The organism is Paenarthrobacter sp. FR1, assembly GCF_051106045.1.
In the GTDB taxonomy this organism is placed as follows: domain Bacteria; phylum Actinomycetota; class Actinomycetes; order Actinomycetales; family Micrococcaceae; genus Arthrobacter; species Arthrobacter nitroguajacolicus_A.
On the sequence record NZ_JBPFSF010000001.1, the window covers coordinates 84878 to 104700 of the forward strand.

The following is a 19823-nucleotide window of genomic DNA, read 5'->3' on the forward strand; positions in this document are numbered from 1 at the left end:
TGCCTGGTTTCACGCGGAGCGGAGCGCCCTGTCACTCATGGAGCGGGATCCCCGTCCAACGGCCAAGGTGCCGGACTGCACGATTTCACGGATGCCGAACGGCTCGAGCACTGAAAGCAGTGCAGCGAGCTTCTCGGGGGTACCGGTTGCCTCAATCACCAACGAGTCTGTGGACACGTCGACGACGGCGGCACGGAACAGGTCTGCAGCCTGGGTAACCTGCAGACGTGTCGCGGCATCCGCACGTACCTTGACCAGGATGTGGTCTCGTTGTACGGAAGATTCTGAAGTCAGCTCCACAATCTTGATCACGTTGACCAACTTGTTGAGCTGCTTGGTGACTTGCTCGATGAGGTCGCCGTCGGCGTCGACGACAACCGTCATGCGGGACATGCCTGGAACCTCGGTGGGTCCCACAGCGAGGGAGTTGATGTTGAAGGCGCGCCGGGCGAAGAGGCTGGCCACGCGGGTCAGCACGCCGGGCTTGTCTTCGACCAGAACGGACAGTGTGTGGCGGCTCATGCCTAGTCCTCCTCTTCCCATTCCGGGGTCATGTTTCGGGCAACTTGGATCTGGTCATTGCTGACGCCCGAGGGCACCATGGGCCACACCATCGAGTTGGGGCTCACGACGAAGTCAATGACCACCGGACGGTCGTTGATCTCGAGTGCCTTCTGGATGGTGGCGTCGATGTCTTCGTCACGCTCACAGCGCAGTGCCGCACAGCCGTAGGCATCGGCCAGCTTGACGAAGTCCGGAATCCGGATGGTGTCGTGGCCTGTGTTCAGATCCGTGTTCGAGTAGCGGCCCTCGTAGAACAGGGTTTGCCATTGGCGGACCATGCCCAGCGAGGAGTTGTTGATGATGGCCACCTTGATCGGGATGTTGTTGATGGCGCAGGTGGCCAACTCCTGATTGGTCATCTGGAAGCAGCCGTCGCCGTCGATGGCCCAGACAACACGGTCCGGTTCACCGACTTTGGCACCCATCGCTGCCGGAACCGAGTATCCCATGGTTCCTGCACCGCCGGAGTTCAGCCAGGCGTGGGGGCGTTCGTAGTTGATGAACTGCGCGGCCCACATCTGATGCTGGCCAACGCCTGCGACGTAGATGCCTTCGGGACCCGTGAGTTCACCAATGCGCTTGATTACGCGCTGCGGCGCAGTGAGGCCGTCTTCCGGCTCGGTCCAACCCAGGGGGTAGGTGTCCCGCAGGTTGCCCAGGAAAGCCCACCAGGCATCCAGGTCCGGGGTACCGCTCAGTTCGAACTGCGTCTTTACGGCCTCGGTGAGCTCCGGGATGATTTCCTTGACCGAGCCAACGATGGGGACATCGGCAGTCCGGTTCTTGGAGATTTCGGCGGGGTCGATATCGGCGTGGATGACCTTGGCAAAGGGAGCGAAGGTTTTCAGCACACCGGTAACGCGGTCATCGAACCTGGCGCCCAACGTGATCAGCAGGTCGGCCTGCTGAAGCGCAGTCACAGCGGAAACGGAACCGTGCATGCCGGGCATGCCCACGTGCTGCGGGTGCGAATCAGGGAAGGCGCCGCGCGCCATCAAAGTGGTGACCACTGGGGCGCCTGTGGCCAGGGCCAGCTCCATGAGTTCCGCCGAAGCGTGGCCCTTGACCACACCACCGCCCACATACAGGACCGGCTTGCTGGCTGCCGCGATCAGCTTGGCAGCTTCGCGGACCTGCTTGTTATGGCCCCGGACAACGGGGCGGTAGCCCGGCAGGTCCACCTTGGGCGGCCAGGAGAACGTCATTTGGCCCACCTGGGCGTCCTTGGCAATGTCCACCAGCACCGGACCGGGACGGCCCGTGGAAGCGAGGTGGAAGGCCTCCGCCATGACATGCGGGATGTCGTTGGGGTCGGTCACCAGGAACGAGTGCTTGGTGATGGGCATCGTGATTCCCACGATGTCCGCTTCCTGGAAGGCATCGGTGCCAATGACACCACTGGCTACCTGCCCGGTGATTGCTACCATCGGCACGGAGTCCATGTGGGCATCCATGATGGCGGTAACGAGGTTGGTGGCACCGGGGCCCGAGGTGGCGATGCAAACGCCAACCCGTCCGGTAACCATGGCGTAGCCTTGCGCGGCGTGGCCGGCTCCCTGTTCGTGACGGACCAGGATGTGATTCATGCTGGAGGCCATCAAGGGGTCATAGGTGGGCAGGATCGCGCCACCGGGCAAACCGAAAATATCGTCCACGCCGAGTTCTTCGAGCGAACGGACAATTGCTTGCGAGCCGGTCATCACCGTCGGGGGTACGACGTTGTTCGGCCCAAGTACAGGAGAGAGAGGTGCAGCAGCGTCGACGACGGCCTCGGCCGTTCGGTCGATCTTTTCCGGAGCCTTGTGGGCTCCAGTGGACTTTGAAGCCATCAGCGAGGGGCTGATCGGCGATCCTTTGCTCATCGGACTCTTCCTTTGTGGATCTTCATTAGTGGGTCTTGGGAATAAAAAAACCCCTCAGCCTTCCGGCTCTTCGAGGGGTTTGCGCGTGACGGTTCGTTACCAGTCGGGCTAAGCCACGCGCTTGGTAAGGACGACGATGCCGACGGTAACGAATGTGATCATGCGTTCAGTGTTCCCTCTAAGGGAGATACGTGTCAATTGAGCACCATCGTATCTCACTATTTGGACAACGGTGTCCGCCTACCGGACTCCACCCATCAAAGACGAGCGGAGTCCGCAGCAGGAATCAACCGCAGTAGGCGCCGGTGGACGCGCTGTGCACCAGCTTGGCGTACTTAGCCAGGACACCCTTGGTGAACTTTGCCGGGAGCGGCTCCCAGCCCTCCTTGCGGGCCTCGAGCTCAGCCTCGTCTACCAACAGATCGAAGGAACGCGCAGCGATGTCCACTCGAATGCGGTCGCCATCCCTGACAAAGGCGATGGGTCCGCCGTCGACGGCCTCGGGCGCAACGTGCCCGATGCACAGGCCGGTGGTACCGCCCGAGAAGCGGCCATCGGTGAGCAGCAGCACGTCCTTGCCCAACCCCGCGCCCTTGATGGCGCCGGTAATGGCAAGCATTTCGCGCATGCCCGGGCCACCCTTGGGGCCCTCGTAGCGAATGACCACAACGTCACCCTTGTGGATCTCGCCATTGTCCAGTGCCGTCAGGGCGCCCTGCTCGCGCTCGAACACACGGGCGGTTCCTTCGAAGACGTCGGCATCAAAGCCTGCACTCTTCACCACAGCGCCCTCAGGTGCCATGGAACCGTGGAGGATGGTGATGCCACCCGTCTTGTGGATGGGGTTGTCCAAGGCACGGAGGATCTTGCCGTCGAGGTCCGGCGGGTTGATCGAGGCGAGGTTTTCGGCAAGGGTCTTGCCTGTCACGGTGAGGCAATCGCCGTGGAGCAGACCGGCGTCGAGCAGTGCCTTCATAATCACCGGCACGCCGCCGATCTTATCTACGTCGGTCATGACGTAGCGGCCAAAGGGCTTCAGGTCCCCGAGGTGCGGGATTTTGTCGCCGATGCGGTTGAAGTCGTCCAGCGTGAGCTCAACTTCGGCCTCGCGTGCGATCGCGAGCAGGTGCAGCACGGCGTTGGTGGAACCGCCGAACGCCATGGTCACGGCAATGGCATTCTCAAAGGCCTTCTTGGTCATGATGTCGCGGGCAGTGATGCCCAGGCGCAGCAGGTTGACTACCGCCTCGCCCGACTTGCGGGCGAAGTCATCACGACGACGGTCTGCCGACGGCGGGGCGGCCGACCCCGGGAGGGACATGCCCAGGGCCTCGCCAATGCAGGCCATGGTGTTGGCCGTGTACATGCCGCCACAGGCGCCTTCGCCGGGACAAATGGCCTTTTCAATACGAGTCAGGTCTTCCATGCTCATCTTGCCGGCGGCGCAGGCTCCCACCGCTTCGAAAGCGTCAATGAGGGTGACTTCCTTCTCCGAGCCATCCTCAAGTTTGACCCAGCCGGGCATGATCGAGCCGGCGTAGAGGAACACGGACGCGAGATCCAGGCGGGCAGCAGCCATGAGCATGCCCGGAAGGGATTTGTCGCACCCGGCCAGCAAAACCGAGCCGTCGATACGCTCGGCCTGCATCACGGTCTCCACGGAGTCGGCGATGACTTCGCGGGAAACCAAGGAGAAGTGCATGCCCTCATGACCCATGGAGATTCCATCCGAAACGGAGATGGTGCCGAACTGCATAGGGAATCCACCCCCGGCATGGACGCCCTCCTTGGCGCCCTGCGCCAGGCGGTTCAGGGAGAGGTTGCAGGGGGTAATTTCATTCCAGGAACTCGCGACACCAATCTGGGGCTTGGCAAAGTCGTCGTCGCCCATGCCGACCGCCCGGAACATGCCGCGTGCGGGCGCCGCGTGGATGCCGTCGGTGACGACCCGGCTGCGGGGTTTGATATCCGGCTTATTGTCTGTGGCGATGTGGGTGGTGTCACTCATGGTCCAAAGTCTATGTGTACCTGGTGCCGGCGAACGCTGTTCCCAGCCGGGTTAAGCACGAACAGTCGAATATTGCGTGGATTTCTCCACCAGGCAATGGACTTGGGTCTCAAATGTTGAGACGTGACTCGTGCAGTTCCCGGGCAATCGCAGCAGCCTCGCCCTTGAGCATCTCCAGGACACTGGCGATCGTGGCCCGCGCAGCAACTTCCTGCCGCGCCAGCGCAACAATGCTCCTGCTCGCTTTCACTTCCGTCAGCGGCCGCAGAACCAGGCCGCGCCTGGAGCTCGCCCGGGCCGTATACCGCGGCAGGAGGCAGATCCCGTGGCCCGCACCCACCAAAGCCTCCAATACCCGCAGATCCGGATACCGCTGGCCCCTGCGGGCCTGCCTGCCCGCGTGGAGCTCGATCTGGCGAAGAACCGTGTCGAAGGGAAATCCCTCCGGGACACCAATCCAGGGGTAGTCGACAACATCCTCGGGGCTCAGCCGCGCCTTGGCTGCCAGGGGATGCCCCACCGGCATGGCGACGTCCAGGGCCTCCTCCAGCAACGGCACCACCGTAAGCCCGCGACGGGCAAAAACCTCCGGCCCATCCACGCTGTGCGCAAGGACGATGTCGTAGTCGGCCACCAAGGGAGCAAAATGCGCTGTTCCAGGGTCCTCGAAATGGGCATCGAAAGTGAGCCCTTCCACGGCCGAAACCCGGTGGAGCACCCCAGGCAGCAGCATTTCCGCAGCGCTGGGGAAGAAAGCCGCCGAAACACGGGTCTGCCAGCCCTTCCGGTACGTGTCGATGGTTGACTCCGCACGGGCCATGGCAGTGGCGATGTCCGAGGCTGCTGCGGCCATGGCCAGCCCGGCTTCCGTCAGCTGAACGCCCCTGCCAACTTTCTCCACCAAAACAACGCCGATCTCAGCCTGCAACGTCTTCAATTGCTGGGAAACAGCCGAGGCCGTGACATTCATGGCGTCGGCCGTGGCACCGACGCTTTGCCTGTCCGCCAATTCGCGCAGAACCTGCAGCCTTTTGAAGTCCATGGAGCCAGACTAGGCGACACAGAGTAATTCCGATCTGCGGATTACCAATACCCACAATCACTAAGCAAACTGATCACTTGGTGCAAACCAGCAGGTCAAACGCTGGACAGCCCATTGGCAGGCACGTAACGTCGGAAATACCACGAGCTGCACCCCTGCAAGCAGAAGGGCATCCGCCATGGATTGGTTAATTTGGGTCATTGTCATTGTTTTGGTCGTCGCGATTGTTTGGTGGCTCATGAGTCGCAACAAGGCACAAAATTCCACCACAACCCAAGCTGCGGCGCCTGCGGCGATGGAGCCCAGCAATACTTCATCAATGCCTGATCCTGCCGCCACGGCAGCAGGCGTGGCCGGCTTGGCCGGAGTAACGAACCTGGGGAAGGCGGCCGCCGAGGGCAGCGGTCCGACCACCGACGAATCAGGCACTCGCGAATCACCGGCCGATGAACCCACCGGGGACGAGCCTGTACTGGACGGCTCTCCTGCACGCCAGGAACCCCACAGCTCCTCCCCCGCCAGCGGCGTCGCCGGGACCGAAACAAATACCGCCGTCGTCGATTCACCGGATGAAGGCCCCTCCGACACCCAGCCGGCCGCCACCCCGGGACTGACCGTGGCGGAGCCGGTCATTGCCACGCCCGTAGTTGAAGAACCCGTGGTTGACGAGCCGGTGGTGGATACCGATGCAAAACTGCACGCGGCCGATGCCGGCGACGTGGACGACTGGGGCGCGGGTTCTGCTGCGGCGGTCACGGCCGACGATGTCACCCGCGCCGAGGAGGCGGCGGAGAAAGACAAAGCCGAGGACAAAGCGGAGTGGGAATCATCATGGACAGATGAGAGCGGTGCCCCAGTCCACCACCACGAGTACACCGACGCGCATGCTCCCGCCCTGCCAGGCGCCGAATCTGCCGCGGCCGAGGATTCCGGGACTGCAGCGGACACAGGACCTGCGGGGCACCTGGCCGTCGACCACCCTTACGGCACGGGTTCTTCAAGTGCAGCCGGAGACGGCTATCCGGTGAAGGCCTCCGCTACGGACATGACCTATCACGACGAAGACAGCGCCGGCTATGGCGACGTGGCGGCGGATGTCTGGTTCGAATCCGCCGCGCACGCAGAAGCCGCCGGATTCCGGCCGCCACGGCGCAGTCGGCACTGATTCGAACGCAGTGGCCACCACCATGGGCAGGCACCCAGCGAAACGCGGCAACCACCGCACGCGCTTGGGGACTGCCCCTGCGTTGGCAATGATCCTGATGCTTGCCGCGTGTACCGGCAGTCCGTCCTCCCCGGGGACAGCGGCCACGCCCGGCGGGACGGCTGGCTCCTCCAGCGCTGGTCCTACTGCTGGCGCAGGTCCTACTGCTGGCGCCGGCCCTGCTGCTGGCGCCGGGACTCCGGCGCGGACGCCGGAGGTCGTCGAGAAGCTCGACGTCGGACTGCAGCTGCCATGGTCTGCAGTGTTCCTGCCCGACGGCACAGCGGTAATTTCCGAGCGCGATTCCGCACAGGTCAAGAGCATCCGCGACGGCCAAGCAACCACCATTGGCGAGGTTCCCGACGTCGACCCCGGCGGCGAGGGAGGTTTGCTGGGACTTGCATTGTCACCCGCCTTCCAGGCCGACCAGTGGCTCTATGCCTACTTCACTTCAGCGAGCGACAACCGGATTGCGAGGATGAAGCTGGCCGAGGATGCGGGTGGCACGTTGACCCTTGGCGAGGCCGAAGTGATCTTCTCCGGGATGCCCAAGGCATCAACACACAACGGCGGCCGAATCCGCTTTGGCCCCGACGGATTCCTGTACGTTGGGACCGGCGATTCACAGCGCCGGGAACAGCCCCAGGACACCACTGCCCTGGGCGGAAAGATCCTCCGACTGACCCCGGAAGGACGACCCGCGCCGGGGAATCCCTTCGGCGACAATCCCGTTTACAGCTATGGGCACCGGAATGTTCAAGGATTGGCTTGGGACAGCGAAGGCCGACTTTGGGCAAGCGAGTTCGGTCCGGACGTGGACGACGAACTGAACCTGATCACGCCGGGAGGCAACTACGGATGGCCAACCGTGACCGGCGCGCCGGGCAGGAACGGTCTGATCGACGCCAAGGTGGTGTGGCCTTCAACGTCCGAGGCGTCGCCCAGCGGACTGGAAATAGTGGACGGCGTCGCCTACACCGGAGCCCTCCGAGGTCAACGGCTGTGGGCGGTCCCCCTCAACGGTGAATCCGCCGGCACTCCTGTGGCTTACTTCACAGGACAATATGGGCGACTGAGGGACGTGGCACGAGCCCCCGACGGGGCCATCTGGGTCCTCAGCAACAACAGAAACCCTGATTTTGCGCTGATTTTGCGGGCCGGATCCTGAGTCACCCATGGGCGGGGGTGCGGATTTCACACTTCGGGAAAAGTCGTGTAGAGTTACATGTCGTTGCGGAGATCGCCGAGGAAATAAACGCCCTTCGGTTGGTTGAATTCAACAGCTGCACCTCTAGCTCAACTGGCAGAGCAATTGACTCTTAATCAATGGGTTCCGGGTTCGAGTCCCGGGGGGTGCACCAAAGAGAAGGACTTGGAGTGGATATTCACTCCAAGTCCTTTTTTGCTTTAAAGACTCCGGAGATTGACCATCACGTGGCATTCATCACGACCCCTGCCCAGTGGTCGGAAGTGGGCAAAAAGTGGTGTAATGTTATTTGTCGTTGCGGAGGTCAGCGAGGAATGCGAATTCCTTGAACAGGCCGAAACAAGTGCTGCACCTCTAGCTCAACTGGCAGAGCAATTGACTCTTAATCAATGGGTTCCGGGTTCGAGTCCCGGGGGGTGCACCAAAGGAAAAGGCTCCGAATCGCTTGTTGCGATCCGGAGCCTTTTCTGTTCTCTGGCCGAATTCTGTTCCCTGCCCGCAGCCTCCTAAGAGTCCTCCAGGCAACAGGCCGCTGTCAGGATTGTGGCAAGTCGGAGTCAATACCCCGGGTTTCCTGCTCCGGCGCCGGCAGGCCCGCCAGCCCACGGACCACGATCCTGAGCTCATCGCGTAGCCGCGCCGTGTCAACAGCAACAGGAGCCAAGACGTCCTGCTCAAGCTTGACGGCCTCCTCGAGGGCGGCAATGCCGGCCTCAGTGAGGGTCACGACGTGGCTCCGGCGGTCGGAGTCACTGCGGTGGCGCGTGACGTGGCCGTGCAACTCCAGCCTCGCGAGGGTGGTGCCCATCGTCTGCGCCTTGACTCGAGCAACCTCGGCCAGGGCCGCCTGCGTAATTGCACCCTTGGCCGCAAGCACCTGCATCGCAATGACACCGGCGTGGGTAAGGCCGATGGACTTCAATTTTTCGTTCCACGAGATTTCAACCAAGCGCGCAGCTGTCGAAAGCAATCGGGTAGTGGGCCATCTCTCCATATCTGGCATGCCGACAGTATATGCGCGTCAGGGGTGATGACGCGGCTTCTCCCCTCTAAACTGGGAAATCGCGATCGTAAGCAAGGAGCATATTTTGACTGAACGACTTATCCCGGGCGACGTTGCCCCAAACTTCACCCTCAAGGACCAAAGCGGCAATGACGTCAGCTTGTCCGACTTCAGTGGGCGAAAGACCATCGTGTATTTCTACCCGGCGGCCTCCACGCCAGGGTGCACCAAGGAAGCCTGCGATTTCCGTGACACGCTCGGACCCCTGCAGGCAGCCGGCTACGAGGTGGTGGGCGTCTCCCCCGATCCCGTCAAGGCATTGGCCAAGTTCGCAGAAGAGGAACTCCTGACGTTCCCGCTCTTGTCGGATGAGGACCACGCCGTGGCCGAAACCTACGGTGCGTGGGGCGAGAAGAAGAACTACGGACGGACCTACATGGGACTGATCCGATCCACGATTGTCGTTGACCCGGATGGCACGGTGTCCCTGGCGCAATACAACGTCCGCGCCACCGGGCACGTGGCAAAGCTTCGCCGGGACCTCAAGCTGGACAAGTAGCGGGTACACTGGAGGCCGGTATATGGCAGGTCCGCTCTCGCGGTGGTCCCATTGCCAGCCAGCGCGAGTGGTGAAATTGGCAGACACGCAGGATTTAGGTTCCTGTGCCTTCGGGCGTGGGGGTTCAAGTCCCCCCTTGCGCACAGTACTGGTACCCAAGCAGAGTGGCTTGGAACCAGGTGAATACCCCCGGTTTAAGAACCGGGGGTATTTTATTTCCTCAAGCAGCGGGGAGAGCTTCCTGTGGATGCGCTGGGAAGTGCACTCAGGACGTTCAATTAGACTGGAATGCGGTCTGGCCGAAGCCGGCCACAGCACTTCCAACCGGCTTGAGGGGACAAGAGTGGCAAGCAGCAAGATGCGGCGCCTGACCGTACAGTTCGGAGCCGTCTTTGTGGCTTTGGGACTGACAGCGTGCACGGGAACGCCGGGGCCTCCCCCGTCCTCGTCCGCCAGCGGAACCGCTGCTGCCGAGCCTGCTGCCACCTTCAACTTTGGGACGGCGTCCATGCCCTTGGGCTTGGATCCCGCCATGACCGCTGATTCGGAGTCCTACCGGGTCACCCGCCAAGTCCTTGAGGGGCTGGTGGGGGTGGATGGCGAAACAGGGCAGACCACTCCCCTCCTCGCTACGGAGTGGAAGGACAGCAATAACGGGCTCAGCTACGATTTCACGCTGCGGTCCAACGTGACCTTCCACGACGGTACTCCGCTGGATGCCACGGCTGTCTGCGCCAACTTCAACCGCTGGTTCACGTTCCCTTCAGACCTGCGCAAGCAAGCCCCGGGCATTTCATTCCAAAGCGTTTTCAAGGCTTACTCGGACGAGCCGGTTTTCTCCATCTTCAAGGACTGCAAGGTAATTAATGCCAGCGACGTCCAGATCAACCTGACCAGACCCTTCACCGGATTCCTCCAGGCGCTGACGCTGCCGGCCTTCGCGATTTCTTCGCCGGCGGCACTTGAAGCCCAGAAAGCCAATGTCCTGGATCAGGTCCGGAATGGCCAGTCCGTTTCTGCCTACGCCGGCCATCCGGTAGGTACCGGCCCCTATCAGTTCAGCGCCTGGGACGCTGACAAAGTCACCCTGTCCAGCTACAAGGGCTACTGGGGCAACCGGGGCCAAATAGCAACCATCAACTTCATTCCTTACGACCGTGCGGAGACACGCCAGCAGGCCCTGCTGGATGGAAAGATCGATGCCTACGACCTCGTCACCTCGGGAACGTTTGACCAGCTGGTCAAGAAGGGTGTCCAAATCATCCAGCGCGACCCCTTCTCCGTGATGTACCTGGGAATCAACCAGGCCGTTGCACCGTTGGAGAAGCCCGAGGTCCGCCAGGCTATCGAGATGGCCATCGACAAGGAAGCGCTGATCCGCAAGTTCTTCATCGACAACACTGCCCAGGCTTCCCAGTTCGTGCCCCCCAAGCTCAGCGGATTCAACAACAATGCTCCTTCCTTGGGGTACAACCCGGAGAAAGCCAAAGAACTGCTGGCAAAGGCCGGGTACAAGGGCGAAGAGCTGAAGTTCTACTATCCGCTCAACGCCACAAGGGCCTACATGCCCACTCCGGAAAAGATCTACGCCGAGATCAGCCGCCAACTGGTAGCGGTGGGCTTCAACATCAAACCTGTGCCCGTGGACTGGGAGCAGGGCTACCTGCAGAAAGTTCAGTCGCCGGGTGATCGCGCCCTGCACCTGCTCGGTTGGAACGGCTCCTACGCCGACGCCGACAACTTCCTGGGGCCCTTGTTCGGAGAGACCCGGGCAGAGTTCGGCTATTCGGATTCGGAAGTCTTCCACAAGATCGAACGTGCCCGGGCCATGCCGGACGGCGATGACCGGAACGCCCAGTATCAGGCGATCAACGCAGAGATCGCGGCATCGGTACCAGCTGTCCCGATTGCCTTCCCCATCTCCGCCCTGGCCCTGTCAGACAAGGTGGAAAGCTACCCCGCTTCCCCTGTCCTCAACGAAGTTTTCACGAACGTCCGCTTAAAGCCTTGACGATTCCCCGCAATTTCAGTATTGAGTCTGCACGGGGATATTCTGTAGCAGCCAGTGCCGCCGCTAACGGAGATTGATTGTGACCTTCATTTCCAAGACTCAACATGCCGACGTCGTCCTGATTGGCGGCGGAATCATGAGTGCCACCCTCGGTGCGTTCATCAAGCAACTTGAACCCACCTGGACCATCTCCCTGTTCGAACGACTCGACGAAGCGGGGCTCGAGAGCTCCGGTCCGTGGAACAACGCCGGCACGGGGCATGCTGCGCTGTGTGAGCTTAACTACTCCCCCGCAGCCAAGGACGGTTCCGTTGACCCGTCCAAGGCGCTGCACATCAACGAACAGTTCCAGCTTTCACGCCAGTTCTGGTCCCACTTGGTGGACAGCAATGTCATTGGATCCCCCAAGGGCTTCATCAACACCGTTCCACACATGAGCTTCGTCATTGGCGATGACCACGCGAACTTCCTGAAGACCCGCTACGAGGCACTCAAGCCGAATACGCTGTTCCGGAGCATGGAGTACACCGAGGACCAGGCCCAGATCGCCAAGTGGGCTCCGCTGATCGTCAAGGGTCGCGACCCCAAGCAGCGCGTTGCCGCCACCCGCGCGGCTGAGGGCACCGACGTCGACTTCGGTGCGCTGACGCGTGAACTGACCGGTTACCTTCAGGGCAGCGGCGCCGAGGTCAACTACGGCCACGACGTCACCAACATCCACCGCGCAGCAGGCGGCGGCTGGGACCTCTCCATCAAGCACCCCAAGTCCGGTGAGCACGGCCGTATCCACGCGAACTTTGTCTTCGTCGGCGCCGGCGGCGGCGCCCTCCACCTCCTGCAGGCATCCGGCATTCCGGAAAGCAAGGGCTACGGCGGCTTCCCTGTATCCGGCCAGTTCTTCCGCTGCACTGACGACGCCATCACGTCCCAGCACAGTGCCAAGGTCTACGGCCAGGCCTCTGTTGGCGCCCCTCCGATGTCCGTTCCCCACCTCGATACCCGGTACGTGGACGGCAAGCGTTCCCTCCTCTTCGGCCCGTACGCCGGATTCTCAACCAACTTCCTAAAGACCTCCAGCTACCTGGACCTTCCACTGTCCATCCGTCCGGGAAACATCATCCCCATGCTGGCAGTGGCCAAGGACAACATGGACCTCACGGCCTACCTCATCAAGGAGGTTGCCAAGCGGCATGAGGCCAAGGTGGAGTCGCTGCGCGAGTACTACCCCGAGGCAGCTGGCGGTAATTGGGAATTGATCACTGCCGGCCAGCGTGTGCAGATCATCAAGAAGCACCCTCAGAAGGGCGGCGTCCTGCAGTTCGGCACCGAGGTCATTGCTTCCCGCGACGGATCCATCGGCGCCCTGCTGGGTGCTTCGCCGGGTGCTTCCACAGCCGTGCCGATCATGATCGAACTGCTGCAGAAGTCCTTCCCCAAGAACTTCAAGGGGTGGCAGTCCAAGCTCAAGGACATGATGCCGGGCTACGGGGTCAAGCTCAACGAGAACCCCGACCTCGCCGCCGAACTGGAAGCAAGCACCGCGCGGTCCCTGCAGCTGGAAGTGGCCAACGCCGTCCAAAGCTAGGCGACACCCGGGGCTGCGGCCGGTTCCCGTCAGACGAATCGTTTCGTAGACCTCAGGAGTCAATGCAATGTTCCGCCTGGCCAAGCTGTCCCTGGGAAACCGGGCCCTGATCGCGCTGATCACCGTCTTTGCGGCGGTGTTCGGCGTGATCACCATGGGGTCGCTGAAGCAGGAACTGATCCCGTCCATCGAGTTCCCGCAGATCACGGTTGTCACGTCCATGCCGGGTGCCTCTCCGGAGGTTGTGGACAAGCAGCTGAGCCAGCCACTCGAAACGGCACTGAACAGCGTTGAGGGACTTGAGTCCACTACGTCGACGTCCCGCAACGGTGTTTCGCAAATCACCATGGTGTTCACTTATGGTTCCAACCTGGACAGGGCGCGAAACCAGATCGACCGGGCCATCTCCAACGCCAAACGCGTGCTGCCGGCCGACGTCGAACCCCAATCCATCGCCGGCAATATCAGCGACTTCCCTATCGTCTACCTGGCGGTGTCCTCGGACAAGCCGCTCAGTGAACTTAACGCCGACCTCCTGCGGCTCAGCGTCCCCCGGCTCCAGAAGATCGACGGTGTCCGCGGCGCCGATGTGACCGGCGGTGCCAGCCAGCACATCCTTATCCAGCCGCGTCCCACGGACCTCGCGGCCACGGGGGCGTCCGTCCAGTCCATCGGCAATGCACTGAAGAACAACGGCACCCTGGTTCCCGTCGGCACCATCGAGGACCAGGGCAAGACGCTGTCGCTCCAGCTGGGCAGCCCTGTGGATTCCCTCGACATCATCAAGGGACTTCCGCTGGCCGGCGCCAAGGGTGCTGCAACCATCGGAGCCGTGGCCGACGTCAGCATCGAGGACGACGCCGCCACCTCCATCACGCGTACCAATGGCAAGCCGACGCTGGCGTTGTCCGTCACCAAGAAGCCCGAGGGCGACACCGTGGCCATCTCCCACGCGGTACGGGACGCAATCGGCCCCATGGAAGACGAACTGGGCAACAACGCGACCTTCACTCCGGTCTTCGACCAAGCGCCCTTCATTGAGAAATCCATCAAGGACCTCATCACCGAAGGCTTGCTCGGCTTGGGATTCGCCGTGGCCGTCATCCTGGTGTTCCTGATGTCCGTGCGGTCCACGCTTGTGACTGCGGTCTCCATCCCGTTGTCCCTGCTGATCACGTTCATTGGCATCTCGGCCACGGGCTACTCGTTGAACATCCTGACCTTGGGAGCGCTCACCATCGCCATCGGTCGGGTGGTTGACGATTCCATCGTGGTGATAGAGAACATCAAGCGGCACCTTAGCTATGGGGAACACAAGCTGACGGCCATCCTGACGTCCATCCGCGAAGTCGCCGGCGCCATTACAGCGTCCACGCTCACCACAGTGGCCGTGTTCCTTCCCATCGCGTTCGTTGGTGACCTTGCCGGAGAGTTGTTCCGCCCCTTCGCGTTGACGGTGACCATTGCGTTGCTGTCTTCGCTGTTGGTGTCGCTGACCATCGTCCCGGTCCTTGCCTACTGGTTCCTGTCCACTCCCAATGCGGGGGCCGAAGCGGCGGTACCAGCCAAGGAAGCCGCCGCGAAGGCCCGCGAGGCCGAGCAACGGAGCCGACTCCAGCGTGGCTACCTTCCGATCCTCCAGAAGACCCAAAAACACCCGGTCATCACGTTGTCCGCGGCAGCCCTGATCCTCGTGGCAACCATCGCGGTGTCTCCGCTCTTGGCCACCGACCTGCTGGGCCGCTCAGGCGAGAACAGCATGACAGTGCGCCAGGTACTTCCGGCCGGAACCAGCCTGCAGGCCACCAGCGATGAGGCCATGAAGGTCGAGGACTCCCTCAAGGGCATCGAGGGCATCAAGGACGTACAGGTGACCTCCGGAAACGCGCAGACAGGTTTCGCTGCGCTGACGTCCACAGGATCGTCGAACTCAACGTTCACCATTGTCACGGACGAGAAGGTCAACCAAGCAAAGCTTCAGGACGAGGTCCGCGCCAAGCTCGAGGGGGCAGCAGGGAAAGTGACGGTGGGCTCTCAGCAGGGCGGTTTCGGCACGTCGTCCACCGTGGACATCACCATCAGGGCCGCAAACTCCGCCGATCTCCGCACGGCGAGCGATGCCATGGTGAAAGCCATGGAGGGCGTTCCCGGCAGCACCGAGGTGGCCACCAACCTGGCGTCCACCCAAGCGGTGGTCCAGGTCCGCGTGGACCGGGCCAAGGCCGTGGCCGCCGGACTGACGGAGGAACAGGTAGGGGCCTTCCTGGCATCCACTGTCAGCCCCATCCCGGCCGGCACAGTCAGAATCGAGACCAACGATTACCCGGTACAGATTGGCGAAGGCACACGGTTCACCAGCATTGCTGCGGTGCGCGCGCTCCAGCTCCCGACTGCTCGTGGCCCCGTAACGCTGGAAAGCGTAGCCGCCGTCGAACAGGTTGACACGCCGGTGTCCATCACCAGCAGCAACGGTCAGCGGACCGCGCGGGTGACCGTGACGCCGTCGGGCTCCAACTTGGGCAGCGTCAGCACCGCGGTCCAGGAGCGCCTCACATCCGTGGAGCTGCCGGCCGGCGTGACGGCCACCATTGGAGGCGCCACTACGCAGCAGGCCGAATCCTTCCGGCAGCTGGGCTTGGCGCTGCTGGCCGCTATCGCCATCGTCTACGTGATCATGGTGGCTGCCTTCAAGTCGCTGATCCAGCCGCTGATCCTGCTGGTCTCCGTACCGTTCGCAGCAACCGGCGCCGTTGGCCTGCTGCTGGCGACCGGCGTTCCGCTGGGCTTGCCGTCGCTGATCGGCATGCTCATGCTGGTGGGCATCGTTGTCACCAACGCAATTGTGCTGATCGACCTCATCAACCAGTACCGCAAACCGCATGACGGCAGTCCCGGGATGAACGTTGCCGATGCCATTACCCACGGCGCACGCCAGCGCCTCCGTCCCATCCTGATGACGGCGTTGGCCACGGTGTTCGCGTTGACGCCCATGGCGTTGGGCCTCACGGGTGGCGGCGGATTCATCTCGCAGCCGCTCGCGATCGTGGTGATCGGCGGGCTGGTCTCCTCCACGGCCCTGACCCTGGTCCTTGTCCCCGTGCTCTACAAGCTGGTGGAAGGGCGCAGGGAGAAGAAGCAGTTACTGAAGGATTTGCAGGAGAAACCGACACCTGACGACGGCGTCAACGCCCCGCCGGGCAACGGTGCCGACGAGTTCCAGGACTGGACCACAGGCATGATTCCACGGGTAAAGGGCCGCAGGGCGGCACATAACCCCGGAGAATAGCGGACTCCTCACAGATTCACCCCTGAAAGCAGGGCCGGGAACAATTCCCGGCCCTGCCCTGTTACAGGCACTGATACATGCAAATGCATCTAGTTTGAGGTACACTGTTCACAGAGCCCGGAACCACGGGCAGGGAGAAAGGCACATCATGCAGATCGGCGTATTCAGCGTCAGCGACATCACCACTGACCCCACTACGGGCCGCACGCCCACGGAAAACGAACGCATCAAGGCGTCCGTCGCCATCGCCAAGAAGGTCGAGGAAATCGGCATGGATGTCTACGCCCTGGGCGAGCACCACAACCGGCCCTTCTTCTCTTCCTCCCCCACTACCACGCTGGCCTACATCGCGGCCCAGACCGAACGCATCACGCTCTCAACGGCCACCACGCTGATCACCACCAACGATCCGGTCAAGATCGCCGAAGACTTCGCCATGCTCCAGCACCTTTCGGATGGGCGCGTGGACCTGGTGCTCGGCCGCGGTAACACGGCACCGGTGTACCCGTGGTTCGGCAAGAACATCCAGGACGGCATCGAGCTCGCGATCGAGAACTACAGCCTGCTCCGCAAGCTGTGGGACGAGGACACGGTGAACTGGTCAGGCAAGTTCCGCACGCCCCTGCAGAATTTCACGTCCACCCCGCGCCCCCTTGACGACGTTGCCCCCTTCGTCTGGCACGGCTCCATCCGCACGCCGCAGATCGCGGAAGTGGCCGCTTACTACGGCGACGGCTTCTTCGCCAACAACATCTTCTGGCCCAAGGAGCACTACCAGCAGCTCATCGGCCTCTACCGTGAGCGCTACGAACACTACGGACACGGCAAGGCAGACCAGGCAATCGTCGGCCTTGGAGGCCAGTTCTTCATGAGGAAGAACTCCCAGGATGCCGTCAAGGAATTCCGCCCGTACTTCGATAACGCACCTGTGTACGGGCACGGGCCGTCGCTTGAGGACTTCACGTCGCAGACCCCCCTGACCGTGGGCAGCCCGCAGGAAGTCATCGAAAAGACACTGACCTTCCGTGAGGCCTTCGGTGACTACCAGCGCCAACTGTTCTTGATCGACCACGCGGGCCTTCCCCTGAAGACCGTGCTGGAGCAACTGGATCTCTTTGGCGAGGAAGTCCTTCCGGTCCTGCGCAAGGAATACGCTGCCATGAAGCCCGCCCATGTTCCGGACGCTCCGACCCACGCATCGCGCGTTGCTGCAGCACTGGAGGCCAAGGTCAGCGAATCCGCCGCAGCCGGCGCCGCGGGGCAGGACGCCTGATGTCCGGCCCCTCGGCGTCCTCGGCCGTCCGCCTCGCCGCCGAAACTTGGGAGTCGTTGTTCCGCTCCCAGGTGGCGGTGATGCGGAAGCTTCAGTCCGGACCGGCGTTCAAGACCCTTCCCGTCAAGGAATACGACGTCCTGTTCACGCTCTCCAGGTGCCCCTCGGGCCAACTCCGCCTGAATGAAATCAACGACAAAGTGCTGCTGAGCCAGTCCAGCTTGAGCCGCTTGGTGGACCGCTTGGAGAAGCGCGGCCTGGTGGAGCGCACAACAGCGCCCGACGACGGCCGGGGAGTCCTGCTGTCACTCACCGAAGCGGGCCGCGAGCTTCAAAAGACCATCGGCCGGGAACACGTGCGCGACATCGCGCATCTGGTGGCACCGGCACTCACGGTTGAGGAACAGCGCGAACTGTTGCGTCTGACGGAGAAGCTCCGCGCTTCAGTGGCCGGACACTAGCGCAGGCTGACGAGCTCCCGGGGATCTTCCACCGGGAGCTCGCCGTTGATCGAGGCACTGACCCTGAGGGTCTTCAGTGACAAGCTCCCACCCACCGTGGACAAGAAAGCCGTGTCCGAGGAGTCACGTCCGGCAGTGATGCGGAGCATGGATTCACGCGGCGCCAACCCGGTGGGGTCAATGATGCGCCAGGCGCCGTCAACGTAGGCCTCAGCCACTGCGTGGAAGTCCATGGGACTCAAGCCCGGGGCGTAGACAGCAGCAAGGCGCGCGGGAACATCCTTGGCCCTCAACAGCGCAATGGCAAGGTGGGCGAAATCCCGGCACACCCCCTTACGGTGAAGCAGCGTTTCCACTGCGCCGTCCGTGCCGCGGGAGGAACCGCTGACGTAGCGGAGTTCCCCATGCACCCAGTTGCGGACAGCGTGCAGCAGGTCGGCCCCCTGCAGGCTGTTGAACTCGGCGTAGGACGTGGGCAGCAGCCTGTCGGACTCGGCATAGCGGCTGGGCCTGACGTAGCGGATCAGTTCCATGGGACTCGACGTATCCGGCCGGGCAAAGCCGTGAACCGTTGCCCGGTAATCCACCGTTACCTCGCTCGGCTCGCTGAACTCCAGGTAGTGGAAACGGCCCCCATGATGGTCGCGCAGTTCAGCAAAGGGAACCTCAACGCCTGCGACGGTGATGGACAGGTCTTCAATCACCGAGTCGTAACCAGAGTTGTTGGCCACGGCTATGGCCATGGCCACCTTCGTGTTGGCTGCGGTCTTGAAAACGAGCGAGGCAGCAACGTTGCGTTCCATTAATCTCCGGGATGGTTGCGGCGGGCAGCCCCCAATGCCGCCGTGGCGTGGATCAGTCAATCGCGGGACTACAGATTGACCTTCAGAGACAGTAGCATCCGCTGGACATTGGCGAATTCCGAACCGTGGGCCACGTACTTCGCTGCCAGGTCCAGCGTGTCGAAAGACTTGGCCGGGGCCACTTTCTCGTCGGCGGCGAAGGCGTGGATCGCCGGGACGTCCCCGAACGAATAGTCGCCCTTTCCGGCCGGCCCCAGCACACGGTTCCGCAGTTCGCAGGAGTGGCCGTCCACCCCCGCCACCACGTTGGTGATGCCGTAGGAGCCAAAGAACTTGTAGCCCTGGACCACCCGGAAGACCACCCTCGGGTCGATAGTGTCCGGACCATCGGAGTGCGGAACATCCAGGGGGACACTGCTGATCACCACATAGGGGCGGCCCTGTCCCGCAGCGCAGGCGGCCGGGTCAGCCGGAGGCAGGCCTGTTTGCAGCGCGGCAATGTACCGGCCCTCACCGTCCTTGACTTCCACCTTCACCGCGCCTGCCAAGGAGCCCGGCTCAGGGCTCACCGACTGGGCAATCCACTCCGCAGGCAGCTCGAAGCTGACAGTCTTGGCAGAGTCGGTGTAGGTCTTCCACGACACAGCCGTGGCTGCAGGGCTCGGTCCGGCACTGGCTGTTTCGCTTGGCCCAGCCGATGCGGACGGCGAGCCGGAGGCGGCGTCCGTGGCCGCCGTCGTGCTTTCGGCAGTTCCGGTCCCCGATTCGGAACTGTTGGGCTGGGAGCTGGTTGTCGAACTGACCTGCGGTCCCTTGTTTTCGGCCGAACAGGCCGCTCCGGCCACGAGGATGCCACCTGCCAGCACCACGGCAGCAAGCCTCGTCGAGGTAGGGACCGCGATCATCATGCCCTTCATGGGCTCAGCCTAGCGGCGGTGATGCCGCGACACGCACA

16 protein-coding genes and 3 tRNA genes are annotated in these 19823 nt (G+C 62.6%); 11 read left to right on the forward strand and 8 right to left on the reverse strand.

Annotated features, from left to right (window positions below; translation table 11 throughout):
* Positions 1-9: 9 nt before the first annotated feature.
* The 5 genes from ilvN to ACR30Z_RS00400 all read right to left on the reverse strand — a co-directional run bounded on the left by ilvN (position 10) and on the right by ACR30Z_RS00400 (position 5815).
* On the reverse strand, positions 10-522 hold the full coding sequence (ilvN, locus tag ACR30Z_RS00380; protein ID WP_011775174.1) for an acetolactate synthase small subunit: 513 nt from the start codon (positions 520-522) through the stop codon (positions 10-12).
* A 2-nt stretch (positions 523-524) separates the two neighbouring features.
* Positions 525-2426, reverse strand: a complete 1902-nt coding sequence (locus ACR30Z_RS00385; protein ID WP_144649637.1) for an acetolactate synthase large subunit — start codon at positions 2424-2426, stop codon at positions 525-527.
* Positions 2427-2712: 286 nt separating this feature from the next.
* Positions 2713-4434, reverse strand: a complete 1722-nt coding sequence (gene ilvD / locus ACR30Z_RS00390; RefSeq protein WP_144649639.1) for a dihydroxy-acid dehydratase — start codon at positions 4432-4434, stop codon at positions 2713-2715.
* 109 nt (positions 4435-4543) lie between these two features.
* Positions 4544-5476: a LysR family transcriptional regulator gene (locus ACR30Z_RS00395; RefSeq protein ID WP_144649641.1), complete on the reverse strand. Its 933-nt coding sequence runs from the start codon at positions 5474-5476 to the stop codon at positions 4544-4546.
* A gap of 60 nt (positions 5477-5536) precedes the next feature.
* Positions 5537-5815: a hypothetical protein gene (locus tag ACR30Z_RS00400; protein WP_144649643.1), complete on the reverse strand. Its 279-nt coding sequence runs from the start codon at positions 5813-5815 to the stop codon at positions 5537-5539.
* Here ACR30Z_RS00400 and ACR30Z_RS00405 point away from each other — a divergent pair.
* The 4 genes from ACR30Z_RS00405 (at position 5796) to ACR30Z_RS00420 (ending at position 8311) form a co-directional block, all read left to right on the forward strand.
* Complete coding sequence (locus tag ACR30Z_RS00405) at positions 5796-6641, forward strand: sunset domain-containing protein (RefSeq protein WP_434370911.1); 846 nt, start codon at positions 5796-5798, stop codon at positions 6639-6641. The genes ACR30Z_RS00400 and ACR30Z_RS00405 overlap by 20 nt on opposite strands.
* A 22-nt stretch (positions 6642-6663) precedes the next feature.
* The gene (locus ACR30Z_RS00410) at positions 6664-7848 is read left to right on the forward strand and encodes a PQQ-dependent sugar dehydrogenase (RefSeq protein ID WP_434371370.1); all 1185 of its coding nucleotides are present in this window, start codon (positions 6664-6666) and stop codon (positions 7846-7848) included.
* A gap of 117 nt (positions 7849-7965) precedes the next feature.
* Positions 7966-8041, forward strand: a tRNA-Lys gene (locus ACR30Z_RS00415).
* Positions 8042-8235: 194 nt separating this feature from the next.
* A tRNA-Lys gene (locus ACR30Z_RS00420) sits at positions 8236-8311 on the forward strand.
* Between the two features lie 111 nt (positions 8312-8422).
* On the opposite strand, the gene ACR30Z_RS00425 is transcribed toward ACR30Z_RS00420, so the two are convergent.
* On the reverse strand, positions 8423-8890 hold the full coding sequence (locus ACR30Z_RS00425; RefSeq protein ID WP_434370913.1) for a MarR family winged helix-turn-helix transcriptional regulator: 468 nt from the start codon (positions 8888-8890) through the stop codon (positions 8423-8425).
* A gap of 85 nt (positions 8891-8975) precedes the next feature.
* Between ACR30Z_RS00425 and bcp the strand changes: the two genes are divergently transcribed.
* The 7 genes from bcp (at position 8976) to ACR30Z_RS00460 (ending at position 18065) form a co-directional block, all read left to right on the forward strand.
* Positions 8976-9449, forward strand: a complete 474-nt coding sequence (bcp, locus tag ACR30Z_RS00430; protein WP_434370915.1) for a thioredoxin-dependent thiol peroxidase — start codon at positions 8976-8978, stop codon at positions 9447-9449.
* A 61-nt stretch (positions 9450-9510) separates the two neighbouring features.
* Positions 9511-9592: transfer RNA gene (locus tag ACR30Z_RS00435), tRNA-Leu, on the forward strand.
* Between the two features lie 215 nt (positions 9593-9807).
* On the forward strand, positions 9808-11460 hold the full coding sequence (locus ACR30Z_RS00440) for an ABC transporter substrate-binding protein (RefSeq protein ID WP_208759984.1): 1653 nt from the start codon (positions 9808-9810) through the stop codon (positions 11458-11460).
* 79 nt (positions 11461-11539) lie between these two features.
* Complete coding sequence (locus tag ACR30Z_RS00445) at positions 11540-13045, forward strand: malate:quinone oxidoreductase (RefSeq protein WP_144649653.1); 1506 nt, start codon at positions 11540-11542, stop codon at positions 13043-13045.
* Between the two features lie 67 nt (positions 13046-13112).
* Entirely contained in the window at positions 13113-16331 is a 3219-nt protein-coding gene (locus ACR30Z_RS00450) for an efflux RND transporter permease subunit (RefSeq protein ID WP_434370917.1), read from the forward strand.
* 148 nt (positions 16332-16479) lie between these two features.
* Positions 16480-17604, forward strand: coding sequence for an LLM class flavin-dependent oxidoreductase (locus tag ACR30Z_RS00455; protein ID WP_144649657.1), 1125 nt, complete (start codon positions 16480-16482; stop codon positions 17602-17604).
* Positions 17604-18065, forward strand: a complete 462-nt coding sequence (locus ACR30Z_RS00460; protein WP_144649659.1) for a MarR family winged helix-turn-helix transcriptional regulator — start codon at positions 17604-17606, stop codon at positions 18063-18065. Before ACR30Z_RS00455 ends, ACR30Z_RS00460 begins: the two co-directional genes overlap by 1 nt.
* Here the strand turns inward: ACR30Z_RS00460 and ACR30Z_RS00465 are convergent.
* Together ACR30Z_RS00465 and ACR30Z_RS00470 are read right to left on the reverse strand one after the other, a co-directional pair.
* Entirely contained in the window at positions 18062-18868 is an 807-nt protein-coding gene (locus ACR30Z_RS00465; RefSeq protein ID WP_434370918.1) for a transglutaminase-like domain-containing protein, read from the reverse strand. The two genes, ACR30Z_RS00460 and ACR30Z_RS00465, sit on opposite strands and share 4 nt — an antisense overlap.
* 68 nt (positions 18869-18936) lie before the next feature.
* On the reverse strand, positions 18937-19785 hold the full coding sequence (locus tag ACR30Z_RS00470; RefSeq protein WP_434370920.1) for a hypothetical protein: 849 nt from the start codon (positions 19783-19785) through the stop codon (positions 18937-18939).
* Between the last annotated feature and the right edge of the window lie 38 nt (positions 19786-19823).

Coding starts and splice junctions, on each gene's coding strand:
- ilvN (WP_011775174.1), bottom strand. CDS start 522: ATGAGCCGCCACACACTGTCCGTTCTGGTCGAAGACAAGCCCGGCGTG.
- ACR30Z_RS00385 (WP_144649637.1), bottom strand. CDS start 2,426: ATGAGCAAAGGATCGCCGATCAGCCCCTCGCTGATGGCTTCAAAGTCC.
- ilvD (WP_144649639.1), bottom strand. CDS start 4,434: ATGAGTGACACCACCCACATCGCCACAGACAATAAGCCGGATATCAAA.
- ACR30Z_RS00395 (WP_144649641.1), bottom strand. CDS start 5,476: ATGGACTTCAAAAGGCTGCAGGTTCTGCGCGAATTGGCGGACAGGCAA.
- ACR30Z_RS00405 (WP_434370911.1), top strand. CDS start 5,796: ATGCCTGATCCTGCCGCCACGGCAGCAGGCGTGGCCGGCTTGGCCGGA.
- ACR30Z_RS00410 (WP_434371370.1), top strand. CDS start 6,664: ATGGGCAGGCACCCAGCGAAACGCGGCAACCACCGCACGCGCTTGGGG.
- ACR30Z_RS00425 (WP_434370913.1), bottom strand. CDS start 8,890: ATGCCAGATATGGAGAGATGGCCCACTACCCGATTGCTTTCGACAGCT.
- ACR30Z_RS00440 (WP_208759984.1), top strand. CDS start 9,808: ATGCGGCGCCTGACCGTACAGTTCGGAGCCGTCTTTGTGGCTTTGGGA.
- ACR30Z_RS00450 (WP_434370917.1), top strand. CDS start 13,113: ATGTTCCGCCTGGCCAAGCTGTCCCTGGGAAACCGGGCCCTGATCGCG.
- ACR30Z_RS00455 (WP_144649657.1), top strand. CDS start 16,480: ATGCAGATCGGCGTATTCAGCGTCAGCGACATCACCACTGACCCCACT.
- ACR30Z_RS00460 (WP_144649659.1), top strand. CDS start 17,604: ATGTCCGGCCCCTCGGCGTCCTCGGCCGTCCGCCTCGCCGCCGAAACT.
- ACR30Z_RS00465 (WP_434370918.1), bottom strand. CDS start 18,868: ATGGAACGCAACGTTGCTGCCTCGCTCGTTTTCAAGACCGCAGCCAAC.
- ACR30Z_RS00470 (WP_434370920.1), bottom strand. CDS start 19,785: ATGAAGGGCATGATGATCGCGGTCCCTACCTCGACGAGGCTTGCTGCC.